This is a genomic window from Dawidia cretensis (genome assembly GCF_018598175.1).
In the GTDB taxonomy this organism is placed as follows: Bacteria; Bacteroidota; Bacteroidia; order Cytophagales; family Cyclobacteriaceae; genus Ohtaekwangia; species Ohtaekwangia cretensis.
Genome location: NZ_JAHESE010000009.1, coordinates 93,212 through 112,483, shown reverse-complemented (window position 1 = coordinate 112,483; position 19,272 = coordinate 93,212). Strand labels below are relative to the sequence as shown.

Here is a 19,272-nt window from a genome sequence, read left to right as displayed (position 1 = left end):
CGGCATCGGAGGAATGTCGTATTTTGAATTACGCGGAGATACGCACGACACTTCCGTATAAATACTTAGAGTGTGTCCCGTGCGGTGGCATGATATTTTACTCGTTGTACGGTAATCCTTTTCTTTATTCAACTTTTGGATACATATATGAGACTTTCCTTACGTGCGTTTCTGTATATAACATTGGTATTTTTATGCGTATACTGTGAATCCCGAAAGCCTTCCATACCACCCTCAACGACTGCGGATACCGTACAAACTGCGCAGAAGCAAACCGTAACGCTACCTGAACCGTATGCCACTGAGTCAGCGAAGAAGTTCAGTAATGTGGTAGGATGGGATGAAAACATTACACCGGTCGCGCCGCAGGGTTTTACGGTTACGCGCTTTGCGGACGGACTCAAGAATCCCCGCTGGATCTATGTTGCACCAAACGGTGATATTTTTGTTTCAGAAGCTAACACCGAGCCCAAAATGCCGGAGAAGGTAGGTAACGCCGTATCGGGTAAAAGCAGGTCGCAGAACCTGGGCAAAAGCGCAAATCGCATCACGTTATTTAAGGACACCGACAATAATGGAACCATCGATCAACGGCATGTCTTTTTATCGGGATTGAACCAGCCCTTTGGTATGGTGATCCTGAACGGATTCTTCTATGTAGCCAATACCGATGGTATTTGGCAATATTCCTACAAGGAAGGGCAGACAATCATGCAAGGCACCGGTAAAAAGATAGTGTCGTTGCCTGCCGGCGGATATAACAATCACTGGACCCGTAATATCATTGCCAATCATAACGGCACGAAAATCTATGTGTCCGTCGGCTCGGGGAGCAATAGTGCCGAGCACGGTTTTGAAAATGAGATACGCCGGGCCAATATTCTCGAGATCAACCCGGATGGCACGGGCGAGCGAATCGTTGCCGCGGGCCTTCGAAATCCGGTAGGGATGGACTTACAACCCGGTACCCACACACTGTGGACGGCCGTAAACGAACGCGACGACCTGGGCGATGAACTGGTACCGGATTATATTACCAGTGTAAAAGATGGTGGATTTTATGGCTGGCCTTATACGTACTTCGGGACACACGACGACCCGGCTGTAAAAGAGCCGCTGCCCGACTCGCTCCGGAATGTGATTGTGCCGGACGTATCCGTGGGATCGCACACGGCTTCCCTGGGCCTTGCATTCTACGACGCCAAAGCATTTCCCGGTCACTATCACGGCGGCGCATTTGTGGGGCAACATGGCTCCTGGAATCGTTCGGCGCTGAGCGGCTATAAAGTGATATTCGTTCCCTTTGCGAACGGTGTGCCCGGTACGCCGGAAGATTTTTTGACCGGCTTCATTAAAGACGAAGCAACAGGCGAGGTACGGGGCCGGCCGGTATGTGTAGCCGTGGCGCCCGATGGGACGCTGTTGGTGACGGATGATGTGTCAAACATTATTTGGCGCGTAAGCGTTACGAAAGCCCCGTAATTTTATCTCCTGTAATCCGATCCATTTGTTAATCGTCTATGCCGCGGCGCCCACCACCTCGTCTGGTTCGTTACCTGGCCCTGAGCGGATCTATAGCGATCGGGCTGGTATATATTGGCATAGGCACCATTGCCATGCTATCATTACTGCGCCTGAAAGATGGTGGCGCGGATGAAGATAGCATGTTGGAGTTTCTGACCGAGCTGCTCGCCGGTTGGGTGTTGGTTTGGAGCATTCTACTCGGCATGGTGTGTTACATTGCCTGGCGATTGTACGAAGCGATCGCCAATCCTTTTCACGAACCGGCTACTGCCAAAGGAATTATCACACGTATAGGGACTGCGTTAAGCAGCGTGGCGTATGCGATCATTGCGCTTTCTGCTATACAAGCCCTGTTGGGCATTGCGTTAGAGGGCGATGGCGTGGAGGAACAACGGTTGCTGATAGAAGAGGTGCTGGATTGGCGGGGTGGCACCTGGTTGGTTGGCGCGACGGGGGTGTTAGTCGGTATCACAGGGTTACTCGAGTTTTATCATGTTGTACGCCGCCTGTATGTGCCCAGGCTGAGCATGCAACGACTTTCGCGCATGGGCCAACGATTGGTCCACAGCCTCGCGTGGTACGGGCATTTCTCTCGCGGTACGATCTTATTGATCATGTCCTACTTTCTTGTGCTGGGTGCAATTCACGCTGATCCCGAGGAGGTGGTAAATACAGACAAGGCATTTAATTTCATTGGCGAAAGCCTGTTGGGCCATCCGTTGTTCGTGATCGTGGCGATTGGTACGGTCGCGTACGGCGTTTTTATGATTCTACAGGGCATATACATGAAATGGGAAAAGGACCGGTGAGCGCACCGGTCCTTTCATACAGCCTATTTTACAGCAGCGGTGAGTGATCCTGCCGGCGTGTTGCTGGTAGATCTTCCTTCCAATGCTTGTATTCTTTGTGTCAGGGCTTCGATCAGCTGGCGTTGGCTGTCGATCAGCGCTTGTTGTTCTTGTACGGCTTTGACGAGCGGCACAACAAACTCGGCATAACGAAGGCTATACCACTCCTCGGGTCTTTCGGGACGGCTGACGCCGCTGAAGTCGAAGTTTACTTTCCGGGCAGCGGCCTCTACTTCCTGTGCGATGAAGCCGGTATGCAAGGTGAGATCTTTCGGAATGGCGGACGCATCGACGCCGGCGGCAGCATTTTTTGCGACGATGACGTCGTGGTTAACGCGATAGGTCACCGGGCGGAGCTGTTGAATGAATTCCAGGCCGGGTACGTCTTCGTGGATGTCCGTTTTAAAGCGACCGTCAGAGGCAGCTGTCCAGTTTACCTGGCCACCGATCCTGGTGACGGAGACATTGCCAATACGGACTTCATTGGAATTAAATACTTGTGCGCCAGCGCCTATAGCGGTAGCGTTAGTTAAACTGCTGTTCCCCTGAAATGCGGCATAGCCGATGGCGGTATTGTAATTGCCTTCCCCATACCATGAGAGTGCCGCATAACCAACAGCAGTGTTACGCTCGCCGCTCGTGCTTTGCATGGCCTTCATGCCTACGGCAGTGTTGCGACTACCCTGTGTGTTCTCGAATAGTGCTTCTACACCGAGGGCTGTGTTGTCGAGTCCACCAGTATTGTTAAATAATGCTTTAAACCCAATTGCGGAGTTGAAACTGCCGGCGTTTTTAAAAAGCGCCATGGAGCCCAGGCAACTATTCCATTTGCCTTCATTTTTATACATCGCGTACGCTCCGACAGCAGCGTTCTCGAAGCCGTAATTGTCCGAAAGACAGAAGGAGCCCAACGCTACGTTGTTCCAGCCGCTGGAGTTGAACAGGGCTTTGTAGCCGATCGCGGTATTGTCGGATCCATACCCGCGGTACAATGCTTCCGCCCCCACGGCTGTATTGTTGTTATTGGAGGTGTTTGAGTAGAGTGCATTCTGGCCCAGGGCTGTGTTATTGCTTCCGGTGTTATTCTGACGCAGGGTATTGAAACCGAGTGTGGTGTTGGCGACACCCGTCAGGTTGTCGGCCAGCGAGAATGTGCCGATGGCGGTGTTTACCGACGCGGTCGTGTTGGCGTATAGTGCGTGGTGACCGATGGCAATGTTGCTGGAAGCGGTTGTGCTATGGTAGAGTGAGTACACACCGATGCCGACATTATAGCGACCGACGGTGTTACTGCTCAAGGAGCCTACCCCGATGGCGGTATTGGCGGCGCCATAGGTGGTTTGATAAAGCGTACGCCACCCTACGGCTGTGTTTTGACTGCCGCTATTGCTGGTAAACCCGCTTTGGTAGCCAACGTATACATTGTCGTTCACTACCTGGTCGTCGTTCAGGCCCGCTCCCTCGCCGAGGTATACGGAATGCCCGGTGTTGAGCTGCTCTAATTGCCCCCGGGTCGTCAGGCGCAGGTAGGGAATGTTGTTGGTGCGGACCACCAGCGGCAACTCGTCTTTGGTGCCGAGAAAATTGTTGGAGGTCGTACGGGTATTGCCGTAGACGTTCCAGGCGCTGTCTGTGCTGAGGGCAGTCGTTTCCGTGGCGCCTGCCTTCAACGCGTAGAGTGCGTAGGGCACGCTCATCAGCTGACTGGCACCATAGAGCTGACCATCGATGCTTACTTCCAGAAAGTAAGGGCCTGCAGACCAGTCGACAGTAGCGAGGTCGCTGCTGCGATCATTCCCGTCGCCAATGGTGAGATTAATAAGTCCGGTTTCTGTCGCGGTGGCATGATGGTTTTCGGTATAAACGGCTTGGCCAGCGGCGTTGCCCTGGACAATGCGAATGCCGACGAGCGAGGTACTGTTAGCTTTTGCCTGGCCGGCGGCATCGCGTAAAACAGCTTGGTATTTAAAGCCGGTAGGTACCTGTGCCCAGGCATTCAAGCTGATGATTGCGAGTAAAAATATAGACAGTGTTTTCATAAAGGGGGGTATTTATAGATGGAAAAACGTGTTGTGATAGCGAGATTTATTGTTTGATGATCTTGAAGTGACGTATAAGTGCCTGGTGTCTTTTTACCTGAAGCAGGTACGAGGCGCCCGGCAGGTCCTCGAATGAAATTTCCGTAAGGTCCGTCATAGGACCCTCGCGTACGGGGATGCCACGCGCGTCGAGCACGGTATACCGGAGGTGCGCTGTTCGGGTGTCATTACGAAGGTATAGCAGCGTATTGACCGGATTGGGGAATACTATGAGCGGGATTCCGGTGTCGCTATCGTCTAGTGTGGCCTGTACGCGTAGTACCGGCTGATGAAAGCCTTGTGTGAGGTAGTGTGGCAGCGTCGTGGTGGTTTCGATCGCTACTTCACCGACGGTGAAAATCAGCGACCCGGCGTCTTGTTTGAAAGAGTCGCCGGCAGCAGAGACAACTTCGTGGCGCTGGGCCGCGAGGGGCAACGCGAGCAATGCCACAAGTCCTGTGAGGATGCTTTTGGGAGGAGATTTCATAAATATATATTGCTTTAGTGTAAAAATGAGCGAGGCATAATTGTGCAGCAGGTCGGAGTAAGGATCGGTATACAATACAATCCTGTAACGACGAGTACGGAAGCAGCTTATAGGAAAATGGCCTGGGAAGGGCTGCTGGAGGAAATCGTTTTCACTGACGGCTGATCGGCACGGGGGCGCAGCCTTCCCACGAATGAATATACATATAAAAGGAGAGATCCCCTATCGGAAATACTGGGTGAGATGACGACGTGGCCCCCCGATACATCAAGTTATGAGCTTTTGAACAAAGAATATTGAGCTTTTGAACAAAGTGTTATCTTGCTGATAAATAGAACTTTGTGAATAGAGGTCCGGGACATACAATAGTCTGCGGGCCGCGTCGTCTTACCACAAAACAAGTAGGCTATGAGCAACGGTAGTGAGGATCATCTTCCCGAGGTGCTATATTCTTGCAATACTAACATTAAGCGCGAGAGCGAGAAGTTTCTTTCGAAGCACGCGTTTACGCACATATTCGAAGGCAGCCTGGCGATCGATACCGGCGCGAGTAAGGAGATGTACCAGGCCGGTGATACCATTCTGGTGAAACGTAACCAATTGGTGCGGTCGGTGAAGTATCCCGGGGCGGGTGGGCAGATGCGCAGCATTACGGTGTTCTTTAGTCAGGAGCGTCTGCGTGACTTTGCGTTAACGGAGGTACCCGGGGCCGTCAATCCGTATGCGGGAAAGTCGGTGGTGCCACTGCGTCGCGACCCATTGTATGCAGCGTATGCGACGTCACTTGTTCCCTATGAAAGTAGCGCCAGCCAATCGTTAGACGCAATCACCGCGTTAAAAACCCATGAGGCGGTGCTTTTGCTACTACAATTGGACCCGGCACTGAGGGCGATGTTGTTTGATTTTAGCGAGCCGGGCAAGATTGACCTGGAGGCTTATATGAAACAGCACTTTGCCTTCAACGTGGAGCTTAAACGTTTTGCGTATCTCACGGGCCGGAGCATCGCTACCTTCAAACGTGATTTTGAAAAGGTGTTCCACACATCGCCCAGCCGGTGGCTGCTGCAGAAGCGACTCGAGGAAGCACACTATCAGATCAAAGAGAAAGGACGGAAGCCTTCAGACGTTTACCTGGAGGTGGGCTTTGAAGATCTTTCCCACTTTTCCTTCGCGTTTAAGAAAACCTATGGTGTTGCGCCTTCGCTGGTATAACACGATTACCATTTTATCATAAATTTTTATCGAATCAATCCTATGGCAACTACAGCATCGAACCTACGTGTTATTATAACGGGCGCCACCGGTATGGTGGGAGAGGGCGTGTTGCACGAATGTCTGCGAAACCCGAACGTAGAAGCCGTACTTGTCATTAATCGGAAGCCTGGCGGCGTTACGCATCCGAAGCTGCGCGAGATTATCCATGGCGACTTCTATAATTTGTCGTCTATACAGGATCAGCTCGGGGGATATGATGCATGTTATTTTTGCCTGGGGGTGTCGGTGATAGGTCTCTCGGAAGCCGAGTATTTCAAGATCACGCATACGCTGACCTTGCACGTTGCCGACATTCTCAGCACGCGCAATCCACAGATGACATTCTGCTATGTGTCAGGGGCGAGTACGGACAGCACGGAACAGGGGCGGACGATGTGGGCGCGCATCAAAGGCAAGACGGAGAACGACTTGATGAAACTTCCCTTCCGGCAGGTATTTGCCTATCGTCCCGGCTTTATGAAGCCGGATAAGGGAGCGAAGAACGTATTAACGCTTTATAAATTTATGGGCTGGATGTATCCGATCGGTCGCGCGTTATTTCCGAAGGCATTCATCACACTAAGGGAACTTGGTCTGTCCATGATTGATGTTACCCGGCGGGGTTACGACAAAAAAATACTCGAGGTGTCCGACATCGTAGCGACTGCCGCGCGGGCGAACGGCAATAAAATTTAAGGCACTGTCCGGCCCTTCGGTAGGTGCGCTCGTAGTATACCCCGCGCGGGACATGTACCGTTGCGTGTAAGTGTTGTTTAGATTACTTCAAGGGTCAGGCGTGCTCGTTGATAACCTGTTGGAGGAAATGAGCCGGTACGACGCCCGACTGCCGCCATAGGACATTACCGTTTTTGAAGAGCATGAGCGTTGGTACGCTTTGCACCTGATAGGCGGCCGCCGCCTGGGGGTTGCGGTCAATGTCGATCTTGATAATGCGGACCTTGTCACCCACGCGTGCTTTGAGATCCTGCAGGATTGGGGCCATTGTTTTACAGGGGCCACACCACTCTGCTGAGAAGTCTACGAAAGTGAGCTTCTCGCTATTGACCAGGGTTGAAAAGTTTCCATTTGCCATGTTTTTAAAACACCGGGTCGGTTCTGCCGGTTCAAAATTTAGTCATTAAATTAGACAGCACAAGAATCGATTCCGCTTTTCGCGTATGACACTGCCTGACGATCATCCCCTGAAACAAGCTCTCCAGATGCACTTTGCCCTACCAGAAGAAGACTGGTCGTTACTGGCCAGCATCTGGACGCGTACCACTGCCCGTCGCAAGGAGATTATGACCCGCGCCGGCGATGTGGAGCGCTATCTGTACTTTGTAGAGGAAGGTGTGCAGCGTGTATTTTATACCGACGACCAGGCACGGGAGGCGACGATTGTTTTTACGTATGCGCCTTCGTTTGGTGGTGTGCTGGACTCGCTCTTGATGCAGCAGCCGTCGCGGTATTTTTATGAGACGTTGACTCCTTCAGTATTTCTGCGAACTCCCTTTGCCGAGATGCAACGACTTATGGATGGTCGGCCGGCCGTTTCGGCGATGGTACGGCAAAGTCTGAACGTAACACTTTCGGGCGTATTGGAAAGGTTGGTGGAGCTACAGTGTTTTTCGTCCGAGGATAAATTCAAGCGATTATTACAACGGAGCCCACACATTCTGCAGTTGGTGCCGCATAAGTATTTAGCCAATTACCTGGGCATGGACGCTACCAACTTCAGCAAGTTTATGAATCGTGTGCGGATCTGAAAATCCTGGTATTTACCAACAATTACTTTCGGGTGCTGCTCCACCTTTGTGTCGTCAAATCTCTTGCACTATGAACCCCGTAGATAAAAATCACTGGCTGGACGGCCTGGAAGCCAGCGTTGAGCGACACCTGCAGCATGCGATTTATTATTTTCAGAATCAGGACAGCGAGGTATTGCTGAAACCCTCTGTTACGGGTGGCTGGAGCATTGCCCAATGTCTGGAGCACCTGAACCGCTATGGCCATTTTTATCTCCCGGCCATCGACCGGGCACTGCAACGTCACGACGGCCAGCCCGACGCGCCGACGTTTACCAGTACGTGGCTCGGGAGCTATTTCACGCGGATGATGCAGCCCGAGACCGGCAAGTGGAAGATCAAAGCCATGAAAGCTTACGCGCCGCCGCCCAATCTCGATGCGCATGCTATCGTGGCCGAGTTTATCCATCAGCAGGAGACATTGCTGGCGTTGCTCTCGCGTGCGCGGCGTGCCGACCTGACGGCCACGCGTGTGCCGATTTCCATCGCTACTTTTATCCGGTTGCGGTTAGGCGATGTGTTTGCTTTTTTGATCGCCCACGATGAGCGTCATATACAGCAGGCCCTCCGCAACCTGCCGGTGTCGCAAGATATAGACGTACAGGCCGTCCGTTAGTGTGGTGACAGGGCTTTGAGCCCGACGATGGAGAGAATGAGCGTTGTGATAAAAAACAGCCGCCAAAAAGTCGCGGGCTCGTGGAAGATAAAAATGCCGACCAGTACTGTGCCGACGGCGCCAATCCCTGTCCATACCGCATAGGCGGTGCCGATAGGCAAGGTTTCCGTGGCGCGCATCAGCAAGTACATGCTCAGCGTGAGGCAGATCAGGAAGCTAGCGTACCACAATTGCGCTGTTGTGCCGGTGGCCTCGCGGGCTTTGCCGAGGGAAGTAGCAAAGCCTATTTCCAGTAAGCCCGCTACGATCAGTAATATCCAATGCATGACAATCTGTTTGTTACCTGGCAAAGCTACGGTTTCGAACGGTCGTATGCCAGCACATGCTGAGCTTGTCATTTCCTATGTGCGTTCCGCACACAGTTGACCGAATGACCATTCAATAAATGTCCGTTGCCATTCAATAACTACATTTTATGTCGCTTGTGTTCATGGCGACCTTGCTCACCGCAAGGCCTTCATAGCCTGTTTGCTTGTCACCTATTTATTCAACCATACACAACAAAACAGATGAACACAACTTCTACAAAACACCTCAAAGGCTTGTTTCGCCTGGTAGTGGTGGTATGCCTGCTTGGCATCCTGCTACCGGCTTTACCAGCCCAGGCCCAATTAGGCAACCGCGTCGTGGTTGGCTACTTCCACAACTGGAACAATGCTTCCGCTCCCTACATTCGGTTGCGTGACGTAAACTCCAAGTATAATGTCATCAACATCGCTTTTGCTGTGCCGGTAGCGCCCGGCGATATGACGATGACCTTCGAGCCGGTACAACAATCAAAAACCGAGTTTATCGCCGACATCCGTACGCTGCAGGCGCAGGGTCGTCGTGTGCAGATCTCGATCGGGGGTGCCGACGCGCCCGTCGAGCTGCACACGGCTGCGGACCGCACCAAGTTTGTAAACTCGATGAAGACGATCATCACCGAGTACGGCTTTGACGGTTATGACATTGACCTCGAAGGCACCTCGGTGATCCTGAATCCAGGAGATACAGATTTTAAGAATCCCACGACGCCGAAGATCAGCAACCTGGTTGCCGCTTCGCGTGAGCTCGTTACGTATTTCCGGGGTCAGGGCAAAAACTTCTGGTTGACGTCTGCTCCGGAAACACAGTATGTACAAGGAGGCTATGGCTTTTACGGCACTGCCTTTGGTGGGTACCTGCCTGTGCTGCACGGTCTGCGCGACCTACTCACTTTTGTACACGTGCAGTATTACAACACCGGCTCGCAAGTAGCGCTCGACGAGAAGATCTACAATCAGGGCACAGCGGACTTTATCGTTGCCATGACGGACATGCTGCTGAAGGGGTTCCCCGTGGCGCGTAATGCAGCCAACGTCTTCCCCGCGTTGCGTGAAGATCAGGTAGCCTTTGGTTTGCCAGCTACCGGCACAGGTTCCGCGCCGGCAGGTGGGTACGTAGCGCCTGCACAAGTACATCAGGCGTTGAACTATCTGATCAAGGGTATTTCGTACGGCAGCGCGTACGTCACCAACCGCACCTACCCGAACTTGCGGGGTATTATGACCTGGTCGGTTAACTGGGATAAGACCCAGGGCGACGCGTTTGTGAATAACCACTATGCTTACTTCAGCAGTTTGGGTGGCGGCAATAATGCTCCCACTGTAAGTCTTACTTCGCCGGCCAACGGCGCAACGTTTACGGCACCGGCCACCGTATCACTGGCAGCGAATGCTTCTGATGGCGATGGCTCCGTGACAAAAGTAGCGTTCTTCCAGAATGGCGCCCTGCTCGGTGAAGACACTTCGGCACCGTATACTTTTACCTGGAGCAACGTAGGCACTGGTAGCTATACGCTGACAGCTGTCGCTAGGGATAACCAGGGTGCGACGACAACCTCTTCATCGGTGACCATTACTGCCACGACCAGTGGAGGCAATACACCGCCGGTGGTAAGCCTGACGTCGCCGCCCAATGGTGCAACGTTTACAGCACCCGCTTCCGTTACTATCGCTGCTAACGCAAGTGATGCCAATGGTACGGTCAGCAAGGTGGAATTCTTCCAGGGCAGCACAAAACTGGGTGAAGATGCTTCATCTCCATATAGCTATACCTGGACAGGGGTAACGGCAGGTACTTATAGCATTACTGCCCGCGCTACCGATAATCAGAATGCTACAACGACTTCGTCGGCTGTAAGCATTACGGTATCGAATCCTACCGGTGGTTGCAATGCACCCCAATATGTAGAGAATAACGGCTATGTAGCCGGTAGCCAGGTGAAAAACGCCGGCGGTGTGTATCAGTGCCGTGAGTGGCCCTATTCGGGCTGGTGTAATGGTGCTGCATGGGCATACGGCCCTGGCACGGGTACCTACTGGCAAGATGCGTGGGTGTTTGTTTCTGCCTGCGGTGCATCGACTGCGGCTGTGCAAGCCCCTGTAGCGGAAGCTGAAAGCGTGGCGGTATATCCCAACCCAGGGGTTATCGGTCGTACGGCTACCGTTACGTTTGGTTTAGGCACATCGCCCAGCGTCGCTACGGTGGAAGTTAAGACGTTGGATGGTGTGGGTGTTTACAGTCAGCAGTATACTCCGACCGGCAGCACGACACTGGACGTAGAGATTCCGGCCTTACCGGCAGGTTTATACCTGATCCGTCTGCAGCACGATGCGAAGAGCACAACACAACGATACCTGGTTAAATAACGACTATCACGCAATTTCATGAGAAGACATTATACTCCGGCCGCTGGCTGGCTGTCATACCGGCGATGGTTTGCCGTATTCCTGATGATTTTTTGTATCACGGCGGTGCATGCCTCGTCCCCATCATACCGGGACGAGCGCTGTGTCGCCTGCACGGACCCCGTGTGGATGGCGGCAAATACGTACACCAGTGGTGCCCGTGTTTCGTTGAATAACAAAATATATGAAGCGCGCTGGTGGACGCAAGGAGAGAACCCTGAGACACGCAGTGGCGAGTGGGACGTGTGGCGCTACATTGGCCCGTGCGACGGCGGCGGGACAAATGTCAATCCCACGGTATCGCTGACGGCTCCAGCCAATGGCGCATCGTTCACCGCGCCCGCCAGCGTTACGCTGACGGCTACTGCGAGTGATGCCGATGGTACCGTAGCCAAGGTTGGGTTCTACCAGGGCGCGACGTTGCTGGGGGAAGATACCTCAGCACCGTATAGCTATACCTGGGGCGGCATTGGGAGCGGTACGTATAGCCTCACGGCGCGTGCTACGGACAATGCTGGCGGTATTGCTACCACTGCAGCGGTCGGCATTACCGTGACGGGTGTAACAAATGCCAGTCCGGCGGCGACGCTTACCGCTCCGGCCAATGGTGCATCGTTTACCGCGCCAGCCAGTATTACGCTGACGGCGACAGCAAGCGATACGGACGGCGCGGTTGCTAAAGTTGGATTCTACAACGGCGCTGCGTTGCTGGGCGAAGATACTTCTGCTCCCTATAGCTACACCTGGAGCAGTGTGCCGGCGGGTACTTATGCGCTGCGGGCCGTGGCCACGGACAACGCGGGCGCAACAGGCACTTCGGCAACGACATCGGTTACTGTAAATGGTAATACCGGTGGGGGGTGTAATATCCCGACGTATGCGAATGGGGCGGCCTATAGCACCGGTGATGAAGTGCAATACAACAATAAGAAGTATAAGTGCGAAGTGGGCGGATGGTGCTCACTTGGAGGTGCGTACGAGCCGGGTATCGGCTGGGCGTGGGACAATGCGTGGGAGCTGTTGGGTGACTGCACCGGCGGCAACAACGGCCCTTCTGTAAACATCACGGCGCCGACTGCGGGCACCAATTTTCCTGTAGGGCAGGCCGTCACGATTGCCGCTACTGCGAGCGATGCTGATGGCTCAATAACTAAAGTTGAGTTCTTCGTGGACGGTGCCAAGATCGGGGAAGACGTTTCTACACCCTATAGTATTTCCTGGACGGCGACACAAGGGTATCACACGCTGGTGGGCCGTGCGACGGATAATAGTGGTTTTACGAAAGAGTCGGCTGCTGTTTCTATTACGGCAGGAGACGTCAATACCGGTGGATTGCCTGCGCGCATCATGAGCGGCTATTGGCATACCTGGGGTGGCGGCGTGCCGTTTGTGAAGCTGCGCGATGTATCGCCCAAGTGGGATGTAATCAACATATCCTTTGTTGAACCCGTGACGGTGGGTAGCACGAATGGCCAGGTGAAGTTTGTTCTCGCGGGTGCGACCGCTGACTATACCGTGGCCAATTTCAAGTCTGATATCAAGCTGTTACAAAGCCAGGGAAAAAAAATTGTGATCTCCATCGGTGGGTATGAAGGTTACTTCTCGCTGACGAGCGCTGCTGCACGCACTACATTCGTCAGTAACATGAAGAGCATCATTGACGAGTATGGCTTTGATGGGATCGACATAGACCTGGAGCAAAGCTCGTTGGAACTGGAAACGGGTGATGCAGACTTCCGTAACCCTACGTCGCCGAAGGTGGTACAGATGATTGGCGCCATTCGCGATCTTTGCAATCACTACGGTAATAATTTCATTCTTACGTTTGCACCGGAGGCGTTTTATCTGCAGCTGGGTTACCAATGGTATGCAGGGTTGCATTCCAGCGTAGACCGTCGTGCGGGGGTATATATTCCGGTGATCCATGCGTTGCGTGATAAGATCACGTACGTGCAGTCGCAGCTGTATAACCAGCCGGCGATCATGGGCCTGAATGGTACGTTATATTCGTCTGGTAACCCCGACTACCTGGTATCTATGACCGACATGTTGCTGAAGGGCTTTAATGTGGGGGGCAACCCGTCATATTTCTTCCCGCCGCTACGTCCTGATCAAGTGGTGATTGCCGTGCCGTCGTCGGCGGGTGCTGCGGGGAGCGGCCAGGTGACGAACCAGCAACTACAGCAAGCCTTTAATTATATCGTAAAAGGTCAGTCGTACGGTGGGCAGTACACCATGACCAGCACCTACCCGGCGTTGCGTGGGATCATGGCGTGGTCTATCAACTGGGATGTTCTTCAGAACAACTACGGTTTTGTTAATGCCAACCGTACATACCTTGATGGTCTTGGTGCGCCGGCGGCTTCGGCACGTGCGGCAGCACCGGTAGCCAGTGTACAGGCGGCTGCGGCAGTACCGGCAGGTTGGGGTGACTTCCAGATGGGCCTGGTGAGTGACAATACCAATATCATCAACGTGCGGATGAAGAAAGCCCTACAAGAGAATGTGAAGCTGAACTATCGTTATGCCTATGTAAACAATGGTGTTGATCCTTCCAGCAACGCCTTGTCGTGGCTGTTTAACCAGTGGGGTACGGACTATTCGCGCAACTCACAGGAGATGGGGCTGCGTCCGGCGTATGTTATTTACATGCTGCAGGAAGAGGGCGGCGCTGCCGCGTTGAAGAATAACATTCGCAACGCCGACTTTATGCGCAAGTACTTCTCGAGTATCCGCACGGTGGCGGAGAAGAGCAATGGTTACAAGGCGATTTTTGTGATCGAGCCGGATACGTGGGGTTATTTCCTACAAAATGCGCTCGAGCAAGGTACAACGTCTGACCCGCGTCAGGTGCCGGCTACGGTAAGCAACCTGGGGGCTGGTTATGAACACCTGGCCGGTCTGCCGAACACGTTGAGCGGTGTGGCGCAAGGTATTATTCGCACGCTGCGTCGTTACGCACCGGATTCATACAATGGTCTGCTGATGTCTTTCTGGTCGGTGAATGGCAACGGTGTTACGGGGCCGCCCGTAGCCGACGGTGCAAAGGGCATGGTATACTGGAACCAGGGTGACGTTACCTACTCGGCACAACGCAATGTAGAGTTTGCCAATCAGCTGTTACCCGCTACGGGTGATCGTGGTGACTTTATTGGTGTAGAGAAAAATGGTTGGAGCGCAGGCAACTGGTTCGTGAAGCAGAACCGCCGCGACTATTATTGGAACGATACACAAAATGCCAAATGGGTGAGCTGGTCGAAGACGCTTAGCCAAGGTGTTAATTTGCCGCTGCTGGGCTGGCAGATCTCGATCGGTCACATGGGCTTGCCAAATACCGTGAACCGCTATGAAGATACTTTCATGCCGTACTTCTTTACGCACAAGCAGGAATTCTTTGATGCCGGTTTTATCGGTTTCCTTGCTGGTAAAGGGTTGGCAGATTGCACAGACTTCGCGAACCTGAATGGCAACTCGCTGGAGTCAAATGGCAATGCCGGCGATAACGGCTGGTTCTTTGAACAGCTCAAAGCGTTTGATGCGGGACGTCCTTATCTGACAGGGGTTACACCACCTTCGGTCAGTATTACCTCGCCTGCGGCGCAGAGCTCGTTTACCGCGCCTGCTTCTATCGAAATTGCTGCTACGGCTGGCGCCGGTACTGGTGGGACGATTACGAAAGTCGAATTCTTCCAGGGTACTGTGAAGCTGGGCGAAGACACCAGTGCACCGTATATTTTCACCTGGACAAATGTTGTGGCGGGATCTTATAGCCTGACGGCGAAGGTGACGACAGCAACCGCTGCTACGGCTACATCGTCGGCTGTGGCGATTACCGTAACGGTGCCAAACACCAATACACCGCCTGTGGTAAATCTGATGTCACCTGCGAGCGGTGCGGCCTACACCGCCGCGGCTACGGTGATATTGGGAGCATCGGCTTCTGACAATGGTGTGGTCACCAAAGTTGAATTCTTCCAAGGGACTGTGAAGCTTGGTGAAGACACTTCTGCCCCTTATGCCTACACCTGGAGCGGTGTTGCTGCTGGCAATTATTCGCTTACCGCCAGGGCTACCGACAACGAAGGTCTTAGCACTACTTCCGCTGCTGTGAATATCACGGTGACGAATCCTACTGGTGGCTGCACGGGCGTGCCGCAATATGTGGAGAATAGCGGCTACGTCGCGGGGAGTCAGGTACAGCAGGGTGGTTCTATTTACCAGTGTCGTGAGTGGCCTTACTCGGGTTGGTGCAATGGCGCTGCCTGGGCCTATGGCCCCGGTACCGGTATGTACTGGCAGGATGCCTGGGTGTTGAAAGGCGCGTGTGGCGCGCAACAACGTGTGGCAACTGCGGAAGCTTTTGTAGCAGCGGACGCTGCCATAACGGTCTACCCGAATCCAGGTGAAAGCAACCGTGTTAATGTGGTGACGATCGACTTTACACAGGATGCCGGCGATGTTTCCGTACACGTGATGAAGGCTGATGGCGCTCAACTTATACACCGGAAATATCAGGGTGTTCAGCGTTCGTTGCAGGTAGAAGTCCCTGCGCTGCCGGTTGGATTATACCTGATACGCGTGGGTGCCGGTGCGCAGAGCGGCTTGCTGCGCTACCTGGTACGCTAGAGAATTAAAGTACTGATTTAAACAAGATGAACAAAGGAATATCGCCGTAATGGCGATATTCCCTTTTAATGAAAGACCGTTACGGCTATATATTTTTCCTCGCAAGCAGGCTGTACCATTTAATAAATACGCAATACCGCTCAATAACTACATTCCCCCTTTCTTTTTCTGCTGCCTAACATTGTGTGTCGGTTGCCGGCAACTGACCCTGTTAATGGATTGTTTCACTTTTAATGTTTATGCTATGGGAAAAATAATTACGAAGATGGTACAAAACCTTCGGTTGTTGCTGTTGCCTTTGCTGGCAGTGACGGCAAACGGAGCTTTTGCACAGAACTGGCAGCTGGTCTGGCAGGATGAGTTTACGAATGGTATCAGCTCTGACTGGGTGTTCGAGACGGGCACCGGCAGCGATGGCTGGGGTAATCAGGAGTTACAGTACTATCGTCGCGAGAACGCAACGGTAGAGAATGGTCAGTTGGTGATCACCGCGCGCCGCGAGAACTTTGGTGGTTCCGCCTATACTTCGGCCCGTATGAAAACGCAGGGACGCAAGTCATGGCGTTATGGTAAGATCGAAGCGCGTATTGCTATGCCGAACTTCCAGGGATCATGGCCTGCCTTCTGGATGTTGGGTGACAATATCAGCACCGGCGCGGGTTGGCCTGCATGCGGTGAGATCGACATCATGGAACACGTGAACACCGGCAGCGACATTCACGGTACTGTGCATTGGTCCGATAACAATAACCAATATGCCTACTACGGCGGATCAACCAATACCAACGTAACCGGTTATCACGTCTACACGATCGAGTGGAATGCGAACACGATCCGTTGGTTCATCGACGGCAATCAGTACCACGTGGTTGACATCACCAACGGTGTGAACGGCACGCATGAGTTCCACAACAACTTCTTTATTTTATTAAACCTGGCCGTCGGTGGCCGCTGGCCGCAATGGAATATTAACGACGCGGCGCTTCCAGCGAAGTACTATGTTGACTACGTGAAGGTATACCAGGACGGTGGTGGCAACCCGCCAGCTCCCAGCACAACGATTCAAGCCGAAAACTATGGTGCCATGCTGGGCGTACAGACGGAAGCTACAACCGATGCAGGGGGTGGGCTGAACGTTGGGTACATCGACGCGAGCGACTGGATGGCATACTACAATGTAAACTTCCCTACCTCGGGTAACTACACCATCGAGTATCGTGTTGCCAGCCAGAATGGTGGTGGCCGTCTGTCGGCTGACCTCAATGCTGGTTCTACCGTATTGGGCGCGCTCGATGTGCCGAACACGGGTGGTTGGCAAAACTGGACAACGGTTTCGCATACTGTTTATGTGAATGCAGGCACCTATAACTTCGGTGTGTTTGCACAGACCGGTGGTTGGAACCTGAACTGGATCCGTATCACACGTCAAGGTGCAGCCGCGGCAGCTCCGGTAGAAAGTGCAAAGGTTGCTACAGATCAATCGGCCGCGTTTGATATCTATCCCAACCCGGTAGCCAACGAGCTCAACGTAGTGTCGTCGGAAGATCTTTCCACAGGCAGCCTGCAGATTCTCGATAAATCAGGTAAAAAAGTATTGACGACGAAAGGTTCTAAAAAGGTGGACGTGTCGTCCCTTCAGCCGGGCTTCTACACGCTGACGTTTATCCGCAACGGGAAGACCGTGAGCCGGAATTTCGTGAAGTAACATTGGGTTAATGTGTTTATATGCCTGGGGCTTCTCTGCAAGGAGAGGCCCCGCTTTTTTTCCGGGCTGACGTTACTTTGCCGGCGTGTTACGATGGGTGTAAAAAAGAAGAACTCGCCACACCGGGCGAGTTCCTAAAAAGCTCTAATGGTCCGAATGGCGTTTAAGCTCAGGCATGCACAGGTGCGAGTACCGGTCTTTTGCCTAATTCCCTCAACAGCCTGGCGTGGCCAGCCAGCGCCTGCATAAAGGTTCGGGTGCTCTTATACGGCAATCCGTATTCCGCCGCCGTTTGCTGTACAATGTTCGAGATCTTCCGGTAGTGTACGTGGCAGATATTGGGGAACAGGTGATGTTCGATTTGGAAATTGAGTCCGCCTACATACCACGAGAACCAGCGGCTGCTATTGCCGAAGTTGGTGGTGGTGTGGAGCTGATGCACGGCCCAGTTATTCTCCAGCATATTGTCATCGTTGGGAAGCGGGAACTCTGTTCCTTCCACGACGTGCGCCGGTTGAAAGATGATCGCCAGGATAAAGCCTGCAATGTAGTGCATGAGTATTATACCCAGCAGGACCTGCCACCACAGGAACGATGTTGCCACCATGGGGATTACAAAGATATAACTGATATATACCAGCTTTGAGACAATCAGAATGAACCATTCGCGTACAATGTTGGCGTGGTGTTTTTTTGCCAATCCGTCGCGGCCATATCGCACGATGCGTACAAAGTCCTTAAAGAACAGCCACACAATGGTCATCAGGCCGTACAGGAACCAGGCATAAATGAACTGATACCGGTGCATGTGCTTCCAGGACGAATGCGGCGTAAGCCGCAGCACACCCCGGGGACTAATGTCTTCGTCCTCTTCGTGTACGTTGGTATAGGTATGGTGCAACACATTGTGCTGCATTTTCCAGTTAAAAGCATTGGCACCAACCAGGTTTAGTGAGTAGCCCATCAAGGTGTTGACCCAGCCCTTATTTGAATACGCGCCATGGTTGGCGTCGTGCATGACCGATAGTCCAATGCCCGCCAGGCCAAGGCCCATGACGACGATGCTCGCGAGTGCCCAGAGTGGGCTGGTAAGCACACCACTCACGACGAGCGCGTAAGGCAGGCAATACAGGGTGAACATAAAAAATGTCTTCAGCACCATCTCACCATCCCCGTGACGGTTGATTTTGTTCTCCCGAAAGTATTCGTTGACACGTTTATTCAAGGTGGTCGTAAAGTCACGTTGTGTGCCGGCAAACGTCACCGGTTTTGCGGCGGGCAGTGGATTGTTTACCTGTGAGAATTGCCCTGTTTCAGAGTGATTCATGTGTTGTTCAAAAGATTAATAAAATGATCGTAACTACGTGCAAACGCCTGTTTCGGAAGTCCCACGACACTATGTAGCTGGGGCCGTTGTGGCGAAATGTGGACGTTTAAGCTGTAAAAAATGCTCTCGTTAGTTAAGATTAAGCAGTGATGAACTATGTGGGGAAGGCTAGCAACTATCAAAGAATGACCGAATAGTGAATTAAAATCACCTTCCATTAACTAGCCAAAG

General features: G+C 52.8%; 14 protein-coding genes. 9 read left to right on the top strand and 5 right to left on the bottom strand.

What is annotated here, in order from left to right; translation table 11 throughout:
* Positions 1–147 precede the first annotated feature (147 nt).
* Complete coding sequence (locus KK062_RS11615) at positions 148–1,482, top strand: PQQ-dependent sugar dehydrogenase (RefSeq protein ID WP_254084466.1); 1,335 nt, start codon at positions 148–150, stop codon at positions 1,480–1,482.
* Between the two features lie 38 nt (positions 1,483–1,520).
* Positions 1,521–2,333 carry a DUF1206 domain-containing protein gene (locus KK062_RS11610; protein WP_254084465.1) on the top strand — a complete coding sequence of 271 codons (813 nt, stop codon included), beginning with the start codon at positions 1,521–1,523 and terminating at the stop codon, positions 2,331–2,333.
* 23 nt (positions 2,334–2,356) lie between these two features.
* Here the strand turns inward: KK062_RS11610 and KK062_RS11605 are convergent, their stop codons facing one another.
* Both KK062_RS11605 and KK062_RS11600 read right to left on the bottom strand, forming a co-directional pair.
* On the bottom strand, positions 2,357–4,411 hold the full coding sequence (locus tag KK062_RS11605; RefSeq protein ID WP_254084464.1) for a tail fiber domain-containing protein: 2,055 nt from the start codon (positions 4,409–4,411) through the stop codon (positions 2,357–2,359).
* A gap of 46 nt (positions 4,412–4,457) precedes the next feature.
* Positions 4,458–4,937 carry a T9SS type A sorting domain-containing protein gene (locus tag KK062_RS11600; protein ID WP_254084463.1) on the bottom strand — a complete coding sequence of 160 codons (480 nt, stop codon included), beginning with the start codon at positions 4,935–4,937 and terminating at the stop codon, positions 4,458–4,460.
* A gap of 408 nt (positions 4,938–5,345) precedes the next feature.
* Between KK062_RS11600 and KK062_RS11595 the strand changes: the two genes are divergently transcribed.
* Both KK062_RS11595 and KK062_RS11590 read left to right on the top strand, forming a co-directional pair.
* Positions 5,346–6,149: a helix-turn-helix domain-containing protein gene (locus tag KK062_RS11595; RefSeq protein WP_254084462.1), complete on the top strand. Its 804-nt coding sequence runs from the start codon at positions 5,346–5,348 to the stop codon at positions 6,147–6,149.
* 42 nt (positions 6,150–6,191) lie between these two features.
* Complete coding sequence (locus KK062_RS11590; protein WP_254084461.1) at positions 6,192–6,887, top strand: NAD-dependent epimerase/dehydratase family protein; 696 nt, start codon at positions 6,192–6,194, stop codon at positions 6,885–6,887.
* A gap of 94 nt (positions 6,888–6,981) precedes the next feature.
* Here the strand turns inward: KK062_RS11590 and trxA are convergent, their stop codons facing one another.
* Entirely contained in the window at positions 6,982–7,284 is a 303-nt protein-coding gene (gene trxA / locus KK062_RS11585; RefSeq protein ID WP_254084460.1) for a thioredoxin, read from the bottom strand.
* 85 nt (positions 7,285–7,369) lie between these two features.
* On the opposite strand from trxA, the gene KK062_RS11580 reads away from it, so the two are divergent.
* Both KK062_RS11580 and KK062_RS11575 read left to right on the top strand, forming a co-directional pair.
* Complete coding sequence (locus tag KK062_RS11580; protein WP_254084459.1) at positions 7,370–7,957, top strand: Crp/Fnr family transcriptional regulator; 588 nt, start codon at positions 7,370–7,372, stop codon at positions 7,955–7,957.
* A gap of 70 nt (positions 7,958–8,027) precedes the next feature.
* Positions 8,028–8,612: a DinB family protein gene (locus tag KK062_RS11575; protein WP_254084458.1), complete on the top strand. Its 585-nt coding sequence runs from the start codon at positions 8,028–8,030 to the stop codon at positions 8,610–8,612.
* Here the strand turns inward: KK062_RS11575 and KK062_RS11570 are convergent.
* Positions 8,609–8,938, bottom strand: coding sequence for a DMT family transporter (locus KK062_RS11570; RefSeq protein WP_254084457.1), 330 nt, complete (start codon positions 8,936–8,938; stop codon positions 8,609–8,611). The two genes, KK062_RS11575 and KK062_RS11570, sit on opposite strands and share 4 nt — an antisense overlap.
* 243 nt (positions 8,939–9,181) lie before the next feature.
* Between KK062_RS11570 and KK062_RS11565 the strand changes: the two genes are divergently transcribed.
* The 3 genes from KK062_RS11565 to KK062_RS11555 all read left to right on the top strand — a co-directional run bounded on the left by KK062_RS11565 (position 9,182) and on the right by KK062_RS11555 (position 17,714).
* Entirely contained in the window at positions 9,182–11,344 is a 2,163-nt protein-coding gene (locus KK062_RS11565) for an Ig-like domain-containing protein (protein WP_254084456.1), read from the top strand.
* An 18-nt stretch (positions 11,345–11,362) separates the two neighbouring features.
* On the top strand, positions 11,363–16,009 hold the full coding sequence (locus KK062_RS11560) for an Ig-like domain-containing protein (RefSeq protein ID WP_317195767.1): 4,647 nt from the start codon (positions 11,363–11,365) through the stop codon (positions 16,007–16,009).
* 244 nt (positions 16,010–16,253) lie between these two features.
* Positions 16,254–17,714 (top strand): carbohydrate-binding protein, encoded by a 1,461-nt coding sequence (locus KK062_RS11555; protein WP_254084455.1) that lies wholly within the window; start codon positions 16,254–16,256, stop codon positions 17,712–17,714.
* A gap of 169 nt (positions 17,715–17,883) precedes the next feature.
* On the opposite strand, the gene KK062_RS11550 is transcribed toward KK062_RS11555, so the two are convergent.
* Complete coding sequence (locus KK062_RS11550) at positions 17,884–19,041, bottom strand: fatty acid desaturase family protein (protein ID WP_254084454.1); 1,158 nt, start codon at positions 19,039–19,041, stop codon at positions 17,884–17,886.
* Positions 19,042–19,272 lie beyond the last annotated feature (231 nt).

Excerpts from the sequence above, each read along its gene's own strand:
- KK062_RS11615 (WP_254084466.1), top strand. The coding sequence starts at position 148 with ATGAGACTTTCCTTACGTGCGTTTCTGTATATAACATTGGTATTTTTA.
- KK062_RS11610 (WP_254084465.1), top strand. The coding sequence starts at position 1,521 with ATGCCGCGGCGCCCACCACCTCGTCTGGTTCGTTACCTGGCCCTGAGC.
- KK062_RS11605 (WP_254084464.1), bottom strand. The coding sequence starts at position 4,411 with ATGAAAACACTGTCTATATTTTTACTCGCAATCATCAGCTTGAATGCC.
- KK062_RS11600 (WP_254084463.1), bottom strand. The coding sequence starts at position 4,937 with ATGAAATCTCCTCCCAAAAGCATCCTCACAGGACTTGTGGCATTGCTC.
- KK062_RS11595 (WP_254084462.1), top strand. The coding sequence starts at position 5,346 with ATGAGCAACGGTAGTGAGGATCATCTTCCCGAGGTGCTATATTCTTGC.
- KK062_RS11590 (WP_254084461.1), top strand. The coding sequence starts at position 6,192 with ATGGCAACTACAGCATCGAACCTACGTGTTATTATAACGGGCGCCACC.
- trxA (WP_254084460.1), bottom strand. The coding sequence starts at position 7,284 with ATGGCAAATGGAAACTTTTCAACCCTGGTCAATAGCGAGAAGCTCACT.
- KK062_RS11580 (WP_254084459.1), top strand. The coding sequence starts at position 7,370 with ATGACACTGCCTGACGATCATCCCCTGAAACAAGCTCTCCAGATGCAC.
- KK062_RS11575 (WP_254084458.1), top strand. The coding sequence starts at position 8,028 with ATGAACCCCGTAGATAAAAATCACTGGCTGGACGGCCTGGAAGCCAGC.
- KK062_RS11570 (WP_254084457.1), bottom strand. The coding sequence starts at position 8,938 with ATGCATTGGATATTACTGATCGTAGCGGGCTTACTGGAAATAGGCTTT.
- KK062_RS11565 (WP_254084456.1), top strand. The coding sequence starts at position 9,182 with ATGAACACAACTTCTACAAAACACCTCAAAGGCTTGTTTCGCCTGGTA.
- KK062_RS11560 (WP_317195767.1), top strand. The coding sequence starts at position 11,363 with ATGAGAAGACATTATACTCCGGCCGCTGGCTGGCTGTCATACCGGCGA.
- KK062_RS11555 (WP_254084455.1), top strand. The coding sequence starts at position 16,254 with ATGGGAAAAATAATTACGAAGATGGTACAAAACCTTCGGTTGTTGCTG.
- KK062_RS11550 (WP_254084454.1), bottom strand. The coding sequence starts at position 19,041 with ATGAATCACTCTGAAACAGGGCAATTCTCACAGGTAAACAATCCACTG.